This window comes from Amycolatopsis sp. H20-H5, from assembly GCF_035828755.1.
In the GTDB taxonomy this organism is placed as follows: domain Bacteria; phylum Actinomycetota; class Actinomycetes; order Mycobacteriales; family Pseudonocardiaceae; genus Amycolatopsis.
Genome location: NZ_JAYMZS010000008.1, coordinates 39,537 through 55,383 on the forward strand (window position 1 = coordinate 39,537; position 15,847 = coordinate 55,383).

Annotated in this window: 16 protein-coding genes; 15 read left to right on the top strand and 1 reads right to left on the bottom strand. The window is 67.4% G+C overall.

The features are described from left to right. From QMK34_RS06395 to QMK34_RS06405, 3 genes are all read left to right on the top strand, one after another. Positions 1–549 (top strand): DUF5753 domain-containing protein (locus tag QMK34_RS06395; RefSeq protein ID WP_326412513.1); only part of this gene is annotated, 549 nt, incomplete at its 5' end. A gap of 2 nt (positions 550–551) precedes the next feature. Then, complete coding sequence (locus QMK34_RS06400; RefSeq protein ID WP_326412715.1) at positions 552–743, top strand: DUF397 domain-containing protein; 192 nt, start codon at positions 552–554, stop codon at positions 741–743. A 211-nt stretch (positions 744–954) separates the two neighbouring features. Further along, positions 955–1,293: a hypothetical protein gene (locus tag QMK34_RS06405; protein ID WP_326412515.1), complete on the top strand. Its 339-nt coding sequence runs from the start codon at positions 955–957 to the stop codon at positions 1,291–1,293. 27 nt (positions 1,294–1,320) lie between these two features. On the opposite strand, the gene QMK34_RS06410 is transcribed toward QMK34_RS06405, so the two are convergent. Continuing rightward, entirely contained in the window at positions 1,321–1,959 is a 639-nt protein-coding gene (locus QMK34_RS06410) for a prepilin peptidase (protein WP_326412517.1), read from the bottom strand. Positions 1,960–2,290: 331 nt separating this feature from the next. Here QMK34_RS06410 and QMK34_RS06415 point away from each other — a divergent pair, with 331 nt between their 5' ends. The 12 genes from QMK34_RS06415 to QMK34_RS06470 all read left to right on the top strand — a co-directional run bounded on the left by QMK34_RS06415 (position 2,291) and on the right by QMK34_RS06470 (position 15,740). Beyond that, complete coding sequence (locus tag QMK34_RS06415) at positions 2,291–2,827, top strand: hypothetical protein (RefSeq protein ID WP_326412519.1); 537 nt, start codon at positions 2,291–2,293, stop codon at positions 2,825–2,827. 107 nt (positions 2,828–2,934) lie between these two features. Continuing rightward, positions 2,935–3,858, top strand: coding sequence for a hypothetical protein (locus QMK34_RS06420; RefSeq protein WP_326412521.1), 924 nt, complete (start codon positions 2,935–2,937; stop codon positions 3,856–3,858). A 114-nt stretch (positions 3,859–3,972) separates the two neighbouring features. Continuing rightward, complete coding sequence (locus QMK34_RS06425; protein ID WP_326412523.1) at positions 3,973–4,677, top strand: hypothetical protein; 705 nt, start codon at positions 3,973–3,975, stop codon at positions 4,675–4,677. A 38-nt stretch (positions 4,678–4,715) separates the two neighbouring features. After that, on the top strand, positions 4,716–5,573 hold the full coding sequence (locus tag QMK34_RS06430; protein WP_326412525.1) for a MinD/ParA family ATP-binding protein: 858 nt from the start codon (positions 4,716–4,718) through the stop codon (positions 5,571–5,573). Beyond that, the gene (locus QMK34_RS06435) at positions 5,570–7,090 is read left to right on the top strand and encodes a CpaF family protein (protein ID WP_326412527.1); all 1,521 of its coding nucleotides are present in this window, start codon (positions 5,570–5,572) and stop codon (positions 7,088–7,090) included. Before QMK34_RS06430 ends, QMK34_RS06435 begins: the two co-directional genes overlap by 4 nt. Next, positions 7,078–8,001 (top strand): type II secretion system F family protein, encoded by a 924-nt coding sequence (locus tag QMK34_RS06440; RefSeq protein ID WP_326412529.1) that lies wholly within the window; start codon positions 7,078–7,080, stop codon positions 7,999–8,001. The genes QMK34_RS06435 and QMK34_RS06440 overlap by 13 nt, the downstream gene beginning before the upstream one ends. 5 nt (positions 8,002–8,006) lie before the next feature. Next, positions 8,007–8,900: a type II secretion system F family protein gene (locus QMK34_RS06445; protein WP_326412531.1), complete on the top strand. Its 894-nt coding sequence runs from the start codon at positions 8,007–8,009 to the stop codon at positions 8,898–8,900. A gap of 31 nt (positions 8,901–8,931) precedes the next feature. Further along, positions 8,932–9,120: a hypothetical protein gene (locus QMK34_RS06450; protein ID WP_326412533.1), complete on the top strand. Its 189-nt coding sequence runs from the start codon at positions 8,932–8,934 to the stop codon at positions 9,118–9,120. A gap of 167 nt (positions 9,121–9,287) precedes the next feature. Beyond that, entirely contained in the window at positions 9,288–10,004 is a 717-nt protein-coding gene (locus tag QMK34_RS06455) for a TnsA-like heteromeric transposase endonuclease subunit (protein ID WP_326412534.1), read from the top strand. Further along, positions 10,001–12,187 carry a Mu transposase C-terminal domain-containing protein gene (locus QMK34_RS06460; protein WP_326412536.1) on the top strand — a complete coding sequence of 729 codons (2,187 nt, stop codon included), beginning with the start codon at positions 10,001–10,003 and terminating at the stop codon, positions 12,185–12,187. Before QMK34_RS06455 ends, QMK34_RS06460 begins: the two co-directional genes overlap by 4 nt. Continuing rightward, complete coding sequence (locus tag QMK34_RS06465) at positions 12,184–13,395, top strand: ATP-binding protein (RefSeq protein WP_326412538.1); 1,212 nt, start codon at positions 12,184–12,186, stop codon at positions 13,393–13,395. Before QMK34_RS06460 ends, QMK34_RS06465 begins: the two co-directional genes overlap by 4 nt. Then, positions 13,392–15,740: a helix-turn-helix domain-containing protein gene (locus QMK34_RS06470; protein WP_326412540.1), complete on the top strand. Its 2,349-nt coding sequence runs from the start codon at positions 13,392–13,394 to the stop codon at positions 15,738–15,740. Before QMK34_RS06465 ends, QMK34_RS06470 begins: the two co-directional genes overlap by 4 nt. Positions 15,741–15,847 lie beyond the last annotated feature (107 nt).

The following is a 15,847-nucleotide window of genomic DNA, read 5'->3' on the forward strand; positions in this document are numbered from 1 at the left end:
GCGACACACGTCACGCAGGTCATGCCGCTGATGGTTCCCGGTGTGCTCCAGACTGCCGACGTCATCCGGACGCTCATGCACGAAGCGGGAGTTCCGACGGAAGAGCTCGAGGAGCGGGTCGTGACCCACATCGGTCGCCGAGACTTGATTACGCGCCGGAATCCGGCGCGTCTTGATGTCCTGCTTGGAGAAGCCGCTATCCGGTACGTGATCGGTGGCCCGGCCGCCTGGGCGGACCAGCTGCAATACCTACTTGAGATGGGGGAACTACCGAACGTCGAGCTCCGGCTCGTCCCGTACCGCGCGGGCTGGTCACCCATCCTCGTCGGCTCGTTCACGTTGTACGAGTCCGACCAGGCACAGCCCATCGTGAGCCTGGACCTGCATGGCAGCGGCTTGACGCTGCGCACCAAGGAAGACATCGACAAACACCGGCGTGACGCTGAGTGGGCCCAGAAGAAGGCGATAAGCCCGGACGAGACTGCCGGGCATATCGCGGAGGTACTGCAGGAACAGAAGCGGGAAATGCAGGAGCTGGAGCGCGAATGACGATGCGACACGAGCCGGGCGAGTGGTTCAAATCAGGCTGGAGCCCGGAAAAAAGTGAATGCGTCGAGGTGCGACTCGGCGAGGAAACAGGCGTCCGAGACACCAAGGAGCGGGATGGCGGACAGCTGACCGTTGCTCGATGTGCGTGGACCGCGCTGGTGGCAGTCATCAAGCAGGGGGCCCGAACCTGGTGACGGGAGAACCTGCCAAGCCCGTCCGGTAGTGCCTGGTCAAGCGTCGGTATCGGCGAGGGCGCGGTAGAACGAGGCGACTGCGGGGTGTTGGCCGGTGTTCTTGCCTGTTTGATGGTCAGATTCTCACGACGTCGGGCATCGGGGCGCCTTTGTCTCGGAGTGCGCTGACGAAGAGCACATCGTCTTCGTCGATCACTTTGGGCCAGCCGTCGTGGTTGCCGTTTGCGGCGGTTTACTGGGTTTCGAAGGTTTTCTCGCGGATGTAGTCACAGTCGAAGAACTCGGTCTCACCATCACCGCCGGCCGGATCCTCGTGCTGGACTGGATCGGGCCGCACGGTCCCCGGGACGACCAGCTCGTGTTTATCTTCGACGGCGGCACGCTGACCGGAGAACAGGTGGCGGACCTGCGTGTGATCGATCCGGAAATCAGCGAGTTCGCCCTGCTGGAGACAGACGAAGCCGCCCGAAGACTTCGCCCGGACATGGCTGAGCGCCTGTCCCGTGCCCAGCAAGCATTGTCCAGCGGCTCCACTGACTATGCCGAATAGTCGGCTGTTCGTGCAGCCGCGGCGACGTCAGGTCGGCACAACGGTGATCGTAAGCAACGCCCCGAGCAGGAGGAACGGTCCCATCGGGAGCAGCGAGTCCCGCGACCTCCGCTGGGTTACGCGAAGAATCAGCCACACCAGACCGGCTGTGAACCACCCGAGGACAGTGGCCGTCACGAGCGCTGACCAGCTCAGCCAGCCGAGCGCCAGCCCAAGCAGGCCGCCCAGTTTCACGTCGCCTGCCCCCAATCCTCCCCCCGAAGCCAGCGCGAGGGCCAGGTAGAACACGGCGATGATCGCCATGCCGGCCAGCGCGCGGAGGAAGTCCGGCCCACGGGAGTACAGGATCGCCGAGGTCACGAGTAGCGCGCCGACGAGGGCGACGCCGGAATAGACGAGCACAGTCGGCAGGCGTTGCTCAATGAGATCGATCCAACCGAGCGTGACGCCGACTGCGGCGAGGACGCTGTACGGCAGCAAGTCGAACTGGTGATCGAAGCGCCAGGCGAGAACGCCGAACGCGAGCGCAGTCAACAAGGTGGCCCCGGCTCGCACCGCCCTCAGATCGGGCCTGGCAGTCGTGAGCAAGCTGAAGGAGATGGCGGTAAGCGCGGCGCCCACAAGGAGTCCCACACCCGCCCACGCTGTGATGAACGCGGCGGACATTCAGCCAAAACCATTACTGATAACGTTCAGTAGTCGAAGCGACATCGCCCCACCCCCGGAAAGTCGCTGGTCTGACTCCCAGTGTTACCCCGGTCAACCTCAGACGGTGACTGCCGTAGCCCGAAAGAGTGAAGATTTACAGAAAAGCCTTTCCGACTTTAAAGTCAGTCGCCTACACACTTTGCAGTCAGTGGGGGTCCATGGTGTAGACGTGGTATGTATCACGAAAAGATAGACGATCTTCACTGATGTCAGGGGGTGGGGTGTGGTAGCTCGCAAGGTCGTAGTCGGAGGCGGGTACCGGGCCACGGAGGTACTCGCGCTCGGATCCGTGCTGGTGGTTATCGCCGCCTGCGGTTCCGGTACGGCGACCAGCCCACCGACCGGCTCGACACAACCGACCGGACAGATCACGCCGACCTCGGCTCCGCCGAGCACGGCTTTGTCCGTTGTGGATAGGGCCAAACAGGATGCCCTCACGTCGTACCGAGGCATGTGGCAGGACTTCGTCTCCGCTGGGATCACATCGGACTGGCAGTCGCCGAAACTGGGACAATATGCGACCGAGATCGCGCTGACGAACATGTCACGGTCCTTATACGCCGACCACTACAACGGCCTGGTTACCAAGGGTGAACCCACGTACGAGCCCGCGGTGTCCTCTGCCGCTCCTCCTGACAACCCGAACAAGATCGTGATCACGGACTGCTCCGACGATTCGCGCTGGTTGAAGTACAAGGCCGCCACCGGGCAGCTCGCCGACGACACTCCGGGCGGCCGACACCTCATCAACGCCATCGTGCAAAAGCAGGCAGACGGATCATGGAAGGTCTCGGAGTACGGCGTCCACGAGGCGGGGACATGCTGAAACTACGAAGCGTCTCAATCGTGGCGGGACTGGTGGTAGTCGGCGGCATATGCGGTGTGGCTCCGGCGCTCGCTGACGGCGGCTACGGCGACACCACGTGCAATCAGATGCCCGCTCCGATCTGCGACCTTGGCGCGGGCAAGGGTGACGACAACGCCAAGTCGGGAAACCCAGGCAACGGCAACAAGCCGGGCCGTCCGGGTTCTGGCAACACCGGCAACGGCAACAGCAATCCCGGCGACACAATCGTCGGCGGGAACTCAAACCTGGCGAAGTGTTCCTACGTGAAGAGCGACTACCAGCCGCCGCCCGGCGGCATGGTCACCGTCGCCTTCACCAAACCGCTGAACACGGGCGGCGCGACCGCGCAACCCGCTGTGTTCACGCGCCGGGCAGCGGGTGGTGTGGTGCTCGCACAAGCCGCCCAACCAGCACAGGGCCAGCAAGGTGCTTGGTACGTATGGCAATGCTCGACGGCGGGCGTCACCGACGGGTTGTACCGGCCACCGGTGTGGATGGCGGATGGACAGCAGCCCGGAGCGGCGCAGTTGCCCTCACCGGCCGAGTTGGCGCAGATGGCGCGCAAGCAATTGCGGCTACCGACGCCGACGATCGCGGTGAACCCCTCCGGTGACCAGCTGGTGAACCTGCCGACATGGATGTGGTTGTCGAGCGGCTGGGGGCCGGTATCGGCGACGGCCTCGGTGCCGGGCGTATCGGTGACAGCGACCGCTACGCCGACGTCGGTGACGTGGTCGATGGGCGACGGCAGCACGGTGACCTGCACCGGTTCGGGCACGCCGTTCCGGGTCGGCAGCGACCCGAAAGCGGCGTCGCCGGACTGCGGTCACACCTACCGAAACTCGTCCGCAAAGCAAACGGGGCAAGCGTTCCCGATCGCCACGACGGTGCACTGGACGGTCACTTGGGCCGGTGCGGGTCAAGGCGGCACGTTCCCGGACTTGACCACGACCGGCGCCGCAGCCTTCCGCGTCGCGGAAGCCCAAGCCCTCAACAACGGCGGCGGATGACCCTCACTGGGCTCCATCTCCCTTCATAACAACACAAACAGCAACTCGTCCATCCGCTCGCTGGCAACCTCGGCGACGCGGCGCACTACCCCCATGCCAAGAGGAGGTACCGGCGTGACCAACAACATCACGACCCAGGCCCGGCCCGGCACGTCGGCCGGCGGTCCCTGGGTTGCGGACGGCAAGAAGCCCGCGTCGCGGCTGCGCGGAACGAAACGGCGACGCAGCATCCCCCACCTACTGCTGGGTGCTCTGCTCGTGCTGGCTTGCGCCGCCGCGTTTCTGTTGGTGTCGCTGAACTCCGGGAACAGGCAGTCCGTTCTGGCGTTGGCGCGGCCGGTAGCGGTCGGGCAGGTGTTGACTACACAGGATCTCAAGCAGGTCAACATCGCCGTCGATCCCGGAGTGTCTGTTGTGGACGCGGGCCAGGCCACCAGTGTGGTAGGTAAGACGATGTCCGCGAGTCTGCCCGCCGGTGCGTTGCTGACCCTGGACGCGGTGAGCGGAGCCGGTGTTCCCATGGCGGGGCAAGCGATCGCGGCCTTGTCGTTGAAAGCCGGGCAGTTCCCGGTAGAGGTGTCGCCAGGCACCCACGTGTCGGTGGTGTTCGTGCCCGGCCAGTCTGGCGCCGCGCTGGCCAGCCCGCCGACACCGGACTCCACCACGGTGTGGCCGGCGGTAGTCACTAGCGTGACCTTGCCGCCGAACCAGCAGGTCACGGTGGTGTCGGTGCAGCTGAGCCAGGCCGCCGCCCGCCAGATCGCCGCCGTGCCCGCCGGTCAGTTGTCGATCGTGATGCTTCCAGGAAGTGGTCAGTGATGTTGGTGGCGGTGCTGTCGGTGAAAGGGTCGCCTGGGGTGACCACGTTCTCAGTCGCTCTGGCCGCGCGCTGGCCCGCTCCGGCGCGCGCGTTGCTGGTGGAGGCCGACCCGTCCGGCGGAGACATCGGGACACGGTTCTCGTTGGAGTCGACGCCGGGACTAGTGAGCTTGGCGGTTGCCGCGCGGCGCAGCGACGACCCGGCGCTGCTGTGGCAGCACACGCAAGCGCTACCAGGTGGGTTGCCAGTGGTGGCCGCGCCGCCAGACGCCGACCGCGCGCGGGCAGCGCTGTCCGCGCTGGCCGACCCGAGCACGGGCGCGGGCGTTCTGCGCACCGCCGCGAGCGCGCCAGACAGCGTGGTGATCGTGGACTGCGGCCGGATCGACGCCGGGTCTCCCGCGATGCCGATCGTGCGCTCGGCCGACGCCATGGTCATGCTGACCCGTGCTCACGCCGACGACCTCGCGCACCTGGCCCGCCGGCTGCCGGCGATCGGCCGCTGGACCTCACATCCGGCAATGCTGCTGGTCGGCGAGGGGTACTCCACAACAGAGGTCACCCGCGAACTCGGAGTACTGCCGCTGGGCCGCGTTCCGGACGATCCGCACGGAGCTGCTGTGCTGTGCGGCAGGCCCAGCACGCTGCGGTGGGGCCGCAGCGGACCGGCCCACTCGGCACTGGGGCAGGTCGCGCACAAGGTCGCGACGGTGCTCCTCGCCGAACAGGCCCCGCTCGCCGCGCTACCGCGGCGGGAGCCCGCCGAAAACCAGGCGACGCCGGTTCTGCGAGCGGTGCCCGGCGTCCCTGCCAACGCCGTCTCGGCCAACGGTGTGCGTCTCGCACCCACACCGCCGCACCACGAGAACACGTCGCGGGGAGGGCAAGCATCATGACCTATCCGCCCAACGGCTATCCGCCACCGGTACCCCTGCGCCCCCATCAGCAGCAGGGGCAGCAAACGGGCTGGCACCCGGCGAAAGTGTCCGGTCACCCCGGTTGGGCAGCGCCAGCCCAACAGCCGGGCCAGATCGGCTCCCCGCAGCCGCACACAGCACCGAACAGCGAGTACCCAGCGCAGGCATCCGAGGCCGTCGGGCGGCTTCGCCAGCACCTGCGGGACACGCTCGGCACCGAGCTGCCGCAGCGGGTGGATGCCCAACAGCGGCGCACCAGCGCCCCGGTCACCAGGGAAGCCCGTCGCGAGCTGGCACGGACGATCCTGGATGACGCGGTCCGGGCGCACAGCGAGAACGAGCTGATGGACAACCGCTCGTTGGTCGGCCGCGACGTGGAGCAGCGAGTGATCACCGAGGTCATCAACGAGCTGTTCGGGATGGCTGGTCTGCAGCCGTTGCTGGACGACCCGACGGTGGAGACGATCAACGCGAACCGCTTCGACCGGGTGTTCGTGCAGTACAACGACGGCCGCCGGGCGCGGGTGGCCCCGATCGCCGGGTCGAACGAGGAGCTGACCGACCTGGTGCGGTTGCTGGCCGCTCGCGCGTCGAGCCAGGAACGCCGCTTCGACTACGGCTCCCCGGCGGTCAACCTCCAACTCCCCGGCGGGGAGCGGTTGTTCGCGGTGATGGGCCTGACCGCGGGCGGCGTGACCTCGCTGTCGATCCGCCGGCACGGCTACCTGACCGTCACGCTGCCCGAGCTGCGCGCTCGCGGCACCATCGACCCCGGCTTGGAGCAGTTCCTGCGCGCGCTGGTGCGGGCGCGCAAGAACATCCTGATCACCGGCGGCACCGGCGCGGGCAAGACCACCCTGTTGCGGGCGCTCGCCTCCGAGATGGAGGCGTTGGAGCGCATCGTCACCATCGAGGACGCCTTCGAGCTCGGCCTGGAACTCGACCCCGACGTCCACGCCGACGTGACCGCCTTCCAGGCCCGCGAAGCCAATGTCGAAGGCGAAGGCGCCATCTCCCAAGCCGAACTCGTCCGCTGGGGCCTGCGGATGAGCCCGGACCGGGTGATCGTCGGCGAGATCCGGGGACCGGAGGTCATCCCGATGTGCAACGCCATGTCGCAGGGCAACGACGGCAGCATGGCGACCCTGCACGCCAGTAGCTCGAGGATCGCGTTCACCCGACTCGCCTCCTACGCCGCCCAAGGTGTCGAGCGGCTTCCGCTGGAGGCCACCAACCTGCTGGTCGCCTCGGCCGTGCATTTCGTCGTGCACCTGGCCCGCGGCACCGACCGCGCGACCCGCGTCGTGTCCTCGATCCGCGAGGTCGTCGGCTCCGACGGTCCCCAGGTGATCTCCAACGAGGTCTACCGGCCCGGTGCGGACCGCCGCGCCCGCCCGGTGGCCGGGGCACTGCGCACCGACACACTCGACGACCTGGTCGATGTCGGCTTCGATCCCGGTGTGCTGGAGCAGCCCGAGGGCTGGTGGCCGCGGTGAACGTCACGATCAGCGCCACCACTGCCCTGGCCGCGCTGCTGGGCGTCGGAGTCGGCGTCGGCGTGCTGCTGATGATCATCGGCTGGCGTGGCGTGGACCCGAATCGGCCTCGCCGTGCGCTGTCTCGCCGCAGTCAGACCGCGCCGCGGGATCAGCGCCAGGCGCTGCGGATCGGTCTCGCGGTCGCCGTCGGTGTGCTGAGCGGGGTGGGGACCGGCTGGGTCGTCGGTGCCGTGCTGGCCGGGCTCGCGGTCTGGGCGCTGCCCCGCGTGCTGGGCCGCGACCCCGAGCACGGCCGCCGGGTCGCGCGGATCGAGGCGATCGCGACCTGGACCGAAATGCTGCGCGACACGCTGTCGGCGGCGGCAGGGTTGGAGCAGGCCATCCTCGCCACCGCGCCACTCGCGCCGCCGGCCATCCGCGGCGAGATCACCGACCTCGCCGCCCGGATCGAGAACGGCGATCGCCTCGCGCCCTCGCTGCGCCACCTGGCCGACCAGCTCGCCGACCCCACCGGCGACCTCGTGATCGCCGCACTGGTGCTCGCCGCCGAGCAGCAGGCCCGCCAGCTCGGCGACTTGCTCGGCTCGCTGGCCCATACCGCCCGCGAACAGGCGTCCATGCGGATGCGGGTCGAGGCCGGGCGTGCCCGCAGCCGGACGTCGGTGCGGGTGATCGTGGGCACCACCTTGTGCTTCGCCGTCGCCGTAGTGCTGCTCAACCGGCCGTACTTGTCCGCCTATGACTCGGCTGCAGGGCAGATCGTCCTGCTGGGCATAGGAGTCCTGTTCTCGCTCGGGTTCGTCTGGCTGGTGCGCATCGCGAAGGTCACCGACCCCGACCGCTTGCTGTCCCTGACCGCTGACACCACCGCGGGCCAGGCTCCGCTCGTCGTCGAGAGGCAGGTGTGACCACCGTGATCACCGCACTCGTTCTGGGAGCTGGGCTCGGCGTCGGCCTGTGGGCGCTGGCGGTGTGGCTGTTCCCACCCCGTCCCGCCCTCGGCGCGGTGCTGGCGCGCAGCACGACGACGCCGGCGCCACCACCGATCTTGGCCACCGAGGACACCGGCTGGGCCGCCAGGCTCGGCCGCCCGTTCATCGCGCCGCTGCGCGCGCTCGGCCTGCCCAGTTCACGCCTGGCCCGCGATCTGACTGTCATCGGGCGACCGGTAGCGACCCACCTGGCGGAGAAGGCGACCCTCGCGATCGCCGGGCTGCTCGCGCCGGTGCTGCTGCAACTGCTGCTCGCCCTGGCCGGATTGTCGTTGGGTATCGAGTTCCCGATCATCGCCGGGCTCGTGCTCGCCGCTACCGGGTTCCTTCTGCCCGACCTGCAGGCCCGCTCGGACGCGGCGAAGCTGCGCACCGGGTTCCGGCACGCCCTGTCCGCCTACCTCGACCTGGTGTGGATCGCCCTGGCCGGGGGCGCCGGGGTCGACAGCGCGCTCAACGACTCGGTCACCATCGGCCGCGGCTGGGCGTTCGAGCAGATCCGCCGCGCCCTGGACACCGCCCGCCTGACTCGCACGACGCCGTGGGCCACGCTGCGCCAGCTCGGCGAGGAACTCGACATCACCGAGCTGGCCGAACTCGCCGCCTCGGTGAGCTTGGCCGGCACCGAGGGCGCGAAGGTCCGCACCTCGCTGGCGGCCAAGGCCGGTGCGCTGCGCACCCACCAGATCACCGCCGCCGAAGGCGACGCCCAGGCCGCCACCGAACGCATGTCGCTGCCGGTGATGGCGTTGTTCCTGGGCTTCTTGGCGTTCATCGCTTACCCCGCGCTCACGCAAGTCCTCAATGGCTTGTGAGCTCGGGCTCGTGGAAAGGGAGGAGAACCCGATGCACCCCTACCTGGAGGCATTGTGGACAACGCTGAAAGCACGGTGGGAAATCCTGCGCCGGGAACCCGAGGCCGGGTACTCGACCGAGACTGTCCTGGTGACCGCGCTGCTGGTGGTGGCCGCGTTGGCGATCATCGCGATCATCATCGCGAAGGTCACCGCCAAAGCCACCGGCATCACCCTGTAGCCGTGATGCACGGGACGCAGGCGCACCCGCAGCGCGACTGTAGGGAGTCATCGAAGTTGGCATTTGGGTTGCCTTGTTGGCATTCGGGTGGCATGTGGTCGCCAAGTTGGCATTTCCTGAGCGTGTTGCCAACGGCTTGAGGGACAGCGGGTCAACTATCTCGGCCCATGAAGACCGGAAACGTGCAGTTGACCTACAAGGACCCCGCAGGCGCAGTGCAGGAAACGGAGTTAGCAATGGCGCGAACAACTGACCTGGCAGGCGGACAGCCCTGGCGGCGATTCCGCTGGCATCACGGTCAAGCGCACTACTCCGGCTGGTATTGGTCGGCGACGATGGGCAAGCACGTGGTGTACGAGAGCCGTTTGGAGCTGGCTCGACTGCTGCTGGCCGACTTCGATCCCCGCGTGGTTTCGATTGCGGCGCAACCGTTTCACATCACAGAGCATCAGGTGGGACGAACTCGCAGGCACGTACCGGATTACCTGTTGCTGGACCAGGACGGTCTGGCGACCGTGGTGAACGTCAAACCGGCTGACCTGCTGGCCAAGCCGAAGATAGCCGCGGCGCTGGAGTGGGCGGGAACTGTGTTCGCCGACAGGGGCTGGCGTCACGAGATCTGGTCGAGCGCGCCCACGACGGTCCTGGCCAACGTGCGGTTCCTCGCAGCCTATCGTCACCGCGATCGGGTAGCTGTCGACGTGCTCGCCCGCGTTGAGGACACCGTCGGCGAACCGGTGAGCCTGGACGAACTGGAAGCCTTCTGGCCGCGCCAGTCCGGTGAAGTCCGCGCGGCGGCGCTGCATCTTCTCTGGCGTGGTGTGTTTCGGGCTGACCTGTCGTCGCCGCTGTCGGGCTCGACCATGCTGGGGCGTGCCGCATGAGTGAGCATCGGAATTGGACGGTCACGGTCGCTGATGGCACCCGTCTGGTCTACGACGGCGAGTTGTACACCGTGGCCGGGCTGGATGCCGACAGTGTACTGCTGCGGGGGCAGGGCGGTCGCAGCATGCGGATACGCACTGCCACGCTGCTGGCTGATCCGGCGACGCGGATCCTTGGCGCACGCGAAGATCCGCCGACACCGGCCGGGCCTGTGTTGGGAGACCTCGACAATGCCGACCTGGGTGAGCTGGATCGTAGGCTGGGCCACGTTCGTGAGGTCCTGACCGGCTACGTCTCCGGCTACGCCGAAACTGCGGTTGTTGGCGAACCACGCCCAGCTTATGCCCCGTCGGTGCCGCTACTGGACCGCTACGCGGCTAAGGCAGCCGAGCTCGGGATAGGCAGACGAACCCTGCAACGGTGGGTAGCCGCATTCGGGGAGTCCGGGCCAGCCGGGCTGGTGGACGGTCGGTCGACACGGACCGCGAATGTTCTGTCCGGAGTGGACGAACGGTGGCTCGCGATGTGTCGGATCGTGGTGGATGAGCACACCGAGGCGTCCCGGCCAACCAAAAACCTGCTACTGGCGCGGGTAGCCGCGCGGCTGGAGGCCGAGTACGGAACGGTAACGGTAACGCCACCGGGTGTGAAGAAGGCCCGCATGGTGTTGACGGAGCTCACCCGGGGCACAAACACGTTCACCGGCAGCACCAAAGGAAAACGGTCGATCGCGAACCGTCCGGACGGCGTGTATGGGCGGCTGCGGGCGACGCGGCCGGGCGAGTACCTGTTGCTGGACACAACACCGTTGGACGTATTCGCGATGGAACCGCTGACGTTGCGGTGGGTTCGCGTGGAACTCACGGTCGCGATGGACCTCTACTCGCGCGCGATCGTCGGGCTGCGGCTGTCTCCGGTGTCGACCAAGGCCGTTGACGCCGCCATCGTGCTGTTCGAGACGCTGCGCCCGGAATCGCGACAGTCCACAGGAGCCGGGCTGCTGCCCTACGCCGGGCTACCCGACATCGTGGTCGTCGACGCCGAGCAGGCCCAGTTCGGCGCGTCGGCGGTGTCGATGCGATCGCCGGTGTCGCAGGCGGGACTGCCGGAGGTGGCCGCGGAGACCGTGGTGGTGGACCACGGCAAGATCTATCTGTCGCGGCATGTGATGTCGGTGTGCGAACGGCTGGGGATCTCGATCCAGCCGGCCCGGCCACTCACACCCACCGACAAGGCTGCGGTGGAAAGGTTTTTCCGCACCCTGCGCGAAGGTCTGCTGGCCGCGCTCCCTGGTTACAAAGGCCCCGACATTCACAGCCGGGGTGTCGATCCGGAGGGCTGCACCTACTTCTTCGTCGACGAGTTGGAACAGGTGATCCGCGAATGGATCAGCATCTACCACCACCGGCCGCACCGTGGACTGGTGGCGCCGCAGGTGCCCGGCTTGGACTTGTCCCCAGCGGAGATGTTCGACGCCGGTCTTGCCCGTGCGGGACGGCTGCGTATCCCGACTCATCCTGGATTGGTGTTCGATTTCTTGCCCACTTCTTGGCGCACGGTCCAGCACTACGGGGTGGAGATCCACGGGCTGCGCTACAACGGGCCGGCACTGGGCGGCTGCCGCAACCGCACCAGTCCGTTCACCGGCGCGCACGCCGGAAAATGGCCGGTCCGCTACGACCCCGACGACGCCTCCAAGATCTATTTCTGTGATCCGGACGACCGCGAACAGGTCTGGCACGAACTGGCGTGGGAACACGCCGAGGACATCGGCACGCCATTCTCAGCCGAGACCCTGGCCTACGCCCGTCGGTTGGCGCTGGCCTCAGGGCGACACGTCGACGCGCGACGAGCGCTGGCTGAACTGCTGGACCGGTGGGACGCTGGCCTGGTCCGCCACCCCGCGGAACGGCGGATGGCGATCCGTGCCTGCCAGCAACGCCAATCCCGGCTGGACGCAGCCACAACTGGCGATGCGACCGCACAGATCGCCGCGCTGCCCACCGTCGCCGCGATCACCGCTGCCGATGACACGACCACACCAATGCGGGCCGCGCAGGCATCACCGGCCGGCGATGACGACAGCGCCGAGGAATTGGACATCGACAGCGAGGCCGACGAGGTCGACGCCGATCTCACCGATGAGGAGTTCTACGCCGACGCCCTGGGGGTGCTGCCATGAGCCGCGCCCGAGCCACGACACCAGCTGCACCACCGGTGGTGGTGGCTGACGAACGGGACTGGAATCCCTCGACAAAGGCCGGATGGTTCGCGATGGCAGACGCCGCGGGACGGTCTCGACCGCCGGCACGATCCACCGAGCAGATCGCGGCGCTACCCCGTATCGAACGTCGCCGTTACGACGAAGCCCGCGCGCTCTGGCACGCCAACCTCGGGCCGATCCACACCCCCCAACTGGCGGCGGTCTTCGACGAGCTCGACGAGATCGTCGGCAGCAACCGCCAGGATGGGGACAAGGTCAAACCGGCCGCTGTCCTGGATGCGTTGCCGGGTTTGGGAAAGACCACCGCGGCGATGGCGTTCGGACGAGCATTCCACCGTGACCAGATCGATCTCTACGGACCGCTGGTGGAAACTGGCGACGGCGCGTGGCAGCGCATCCCGGTCGTCTATCTCGGGCTGACCTCCAACACCACGATGCGCAGTCTCAACGCGATGCTCTGCAGGTTCTTCGGTCTCCCCGGTGCTGATCGCGGCAACGCCGACCTGCTCGCGCACCGCGCGGCCGAATGTGTCGCCCAGTGCAAGAATCGTCTGATCATCGTGGATGACGTCCACTTCCTCGACGTCAACCGCCGCGACGGCCGTGAAGTCGCCAACCACTTCAAGTGGCTGGCCAACACCTTCCCCGTGACATTCCTGTTCGTGGGTGTCGGACTACGCGCACGGGGGCTCCTCGACGAGGGATTGTTCGGTTCGGACGCGGCGTTCTCCCAAACCGCCCGACGCTGGAATGTACTGGCGTTGCAGCCTTTTGAGATCCGCACCGCGCCCGGACGCCGCATCTGGCGGCAACTGCTGCTGGGCATCGAACGCGACCTCGTGCTCGCCAACACCCATCGCGGCATGGTCGCAACCGACCTGGCCGCCTACCTGTTCGCCCGCTCCAGCGGCCACTTCGCCTCGTTGATGTCGCTGATCAGCCGTGGCTGCTACCGCGCGATCAAGACAGGAACCGAGGCATTGTCGGTCGAACTGCTCGACGCCGTGCGCATCGACGAGGCCGCCGAAACCGCCCGCGGTGAACTGCACGCCGCGCTGGACGCAGGACTGCTGTCCACCCATGCACGCCCGCACGCAACCCGCACCAGGACAACCAACCAACCGCGTCCGGGCAACCGACCTTGCGAGCAGGAGGGAGCAGCATGACACGCCGACTCCCGTTCACCCTCACCCCGTTGCCCGCAGAGCCATTCGGCCTGTGGTGGCACACCTACGCCGTTCGTCTGGGCGTCACCCGCACCGAACTCGCCCACGCCACAGGAGTTCCCGCCGGGCCACCGCCGGGGCCCGGACCTGAGCACGCGGCGGCGATCGCCGCCGCGACTGGATTGACTGACTCGCAGGTCGCCGGAATGTTCGCCTCGCACCGGGTCTGCCCACCTGAGCTTGTTCTGCGGGTCTGGACGCCACAGCCCGTCAGCCGCTTCTGCCCAGGATGCCTGTCGGACGGCCTCAGCTGGCGGCCCGCCTGGGCGCTGCCGCTGACCTTCCAGTGCATGGTCCACCACGCACCGCTAGCCGAACGATGCCCCGCCTGCGAGCAAACGCCGCCCAGTCCCGCGACACCGATCAGGACGACACAGAGCCCCTCGTCGTGTCCGTCCTGCAGTCACGACCTCACCACCACAGCCCCCCAACACACCGGTCTCGGTGATCAGATCACCGCCGCGCAGAAGGTGATTACCACGGCGCTGGAGCGGATGCGTGACCCGGCGGCGACCGCTGAGAACCGGGAAGAGGCACAAGATGAACTGACCGATCTCACCCTCATCGCTGTGCATCTCAGCCACGGCGAAACCGCACAAACGCGCGGCAATGCCCGCCAGATGCCCACTGCCGCGGCCTGGACGGCGGCAGTGGGACTGCTCGTCGCACCGGATCCCTCCTTGTCCCGGCAGGATCCTTTGGGACCAGTCGTCGCGGGCAGTTTCCGCAGGAGGCTTTCGCGCACGATCCCGGCGTCCTGGCACGGCTCCGGCCCGACTCTCATCGCTCGGATAGCCCGAGGCCGGGAAAAGAACCTCACCCCGATTGAACGTATTCGCTACGCCACAACACTTCCCGTCACGACACCTCGTCCGCGGCGCCTCACCGATCCCGCACAGGCCAGGGCGGCGCGTCTTCCCGATCAACTCTGGCCGGCCTGGGCGATCCGGTTGACCGACGACGACTCCTACGACGGCAGCGTCTTCCGCTCCGCGATGGCTGCCGCGCTGCTGCTGCCCCACAGCGACCTGCCGCTCCCTGAGATCACGGACCTGCTGCCACACCAACCCGACGCCAACGGGGTGGCCCACCAGCTCCGTCGGTTGGCGGCAACCCCCGCAGGCGACACTGCACTGCAGATCCTCACCGAACTCGCCCTCGCCATCGACGATGCCGAAATCCCGATCGACTACGCCCGCCGACGCCACCTTGTCGCCCACACCAAGCTGATCGACAAACCGACCTGGACTCGCCTCTGCCGGCAGGCGGGTCTGCACAAAGGCAGAGCCCGGCGCCTAGACCTCGCAGCCCGATACCTCTACGAAACCCTCACCGGCGGGAACCTCGCCACCGCCCCGCATTCCTACCGGCTGCCCACCGGTGCGCCTCGGATCGACTACATCGAGTTCTGCGCCGCCATGCCCGCGAGCCTGGTCACCGCGCTGATCGCCCACGCCGAAAACCTATTGAACGCCGCGGGTATCGACGAACCGTTGTCCTGGCAGCCCCCAACCGAGTGGGTCACCGTCACCAGCTGGCCCGGAGCCGACCCGGATCGCACCGAACCCGCCCCCATCCACCACGCTATCCGCGAGCAGTGGGCCAGAGGCGTCCACAACCACTGGGCACCGACCCGCGATGCCGCTCACGCACTCGGAATCTCCAGTCATCACCTCCGGTATGTCCTGCGCCGGCATCCGGTCACGCACGCCCCCTATCCAGCGGGCAGACCCAAAACCCTCCTCGCGATGACCGCCGAGGGCGGGCTTGGTTACCGCATTGATCCACATCCCGACGATCCCCATCGCGTCTACTACATCGACCCTGCCTGGCTCCGCGAGCAATACATCACGTGGGGTCGGACGCTCGCCCACATCGCCAGCGAAATCGGCTGCCACAGCGGAAGCCTCCGACGTTTCGCCGAACATCACGCAATCCCACGCCGTTCACCCGGCAACGGCACCTGCATCCACACCGACGTCGTCACCGGCCACCCCAGCCATCTCCCTGACCCTCTTCGGAAAGCCCTGCGCGGTCAGCGATCCCGCGATCGACTGGACCGATTTCTCGTCATCATCGAACACCGCAGCCTCGGACAAGCCGCCACAACGGTCCACACCACGCAGCCCGCCCTCACCTCTCAATTGCACGTCCTCGAACGCGCCTGCGGCGGACCGCTATTCCACCGACGCCCCGTCCCGCAACCCCTCGGACCCCTAACCCCGCTCGGAGAGCAGCTATGCCAGCAAGCCCACGACTACCTCAATCAGACCTCGAGCGGATGAGGAACCACAACCATGATCACAGAAAGCGCCAAGTCCAATGCCCCAACACAACCTCGCGGCACGACAAGCCGCCACCGTCGGCGACTATTTCCCCAGGCGACGAGTGC

Bases quoted from the DNA above. Each gene is read 5' to 3' on its own strand.
- QMK34_RS06400 (WP_326412715.1), top strand. From the start codon at position 552: ATGCGACACGAGCCGGGCGAGTGGTTCAAATCAGGCTGGAGCCCGGAA.
- QMK34_RS06410 (WP_326412517.1), bottom strand. From the start codon at position 1,959: ATGTCCGCCGCGTTCATCACAGCGTGGGCGGGTGTGGGACTCCTTGTG.
- QMK34_RS06420 (WP_326412521.1), top strand. From the start codon at position 2,935: ATGCCCGCTCCGATCTGCGACCTTGGCGCGGGCAAGGGTGACGACAAC.
- QMK34_RS06435 (WP_326412527.1), top strand. From the start codon at position 5,570: ATGACCTATCCGCCCAACGGCTATCCGCCACCGGTACCCCTGCGCCCC.
- QMK34_RS06450 (WP_326412533.1), top strand. From the start codon at position 8,932: ATGCACCCCTACCTGGAGGCATTGTGGACAACGCTGAAAGCACGGTGG.
- QMK34_RS06455 (WP_326412534.1), top strand. From the start codon at position 9,288: ATGAAGACCGGAAACGTGCAGTTGACCTACAAGGACCCCGCAGGCGCA.
- QMK34_RS06460 (WP_326412536.1), top strand. From the start codon at position 10,001: ATGAGTGAGCATCGGAATTGGACGGTCACGGTCGCTGATGGCACCCGT.
- QMK34_RS06465 (WP_326412538.1), top strand. From the start codon at position 12,184: ATGAGCCGCGCCCGAGCCACGACACCAGCTGCACCACCGGTGGTGGTG.
- QMK34_RS06470 (WP_326412540.1), top strand. From the start codon at position 13,392: ATGACACGCCGACTCCCGTTCACCCTCACCCCGTTGCCCGCAGAGCCA.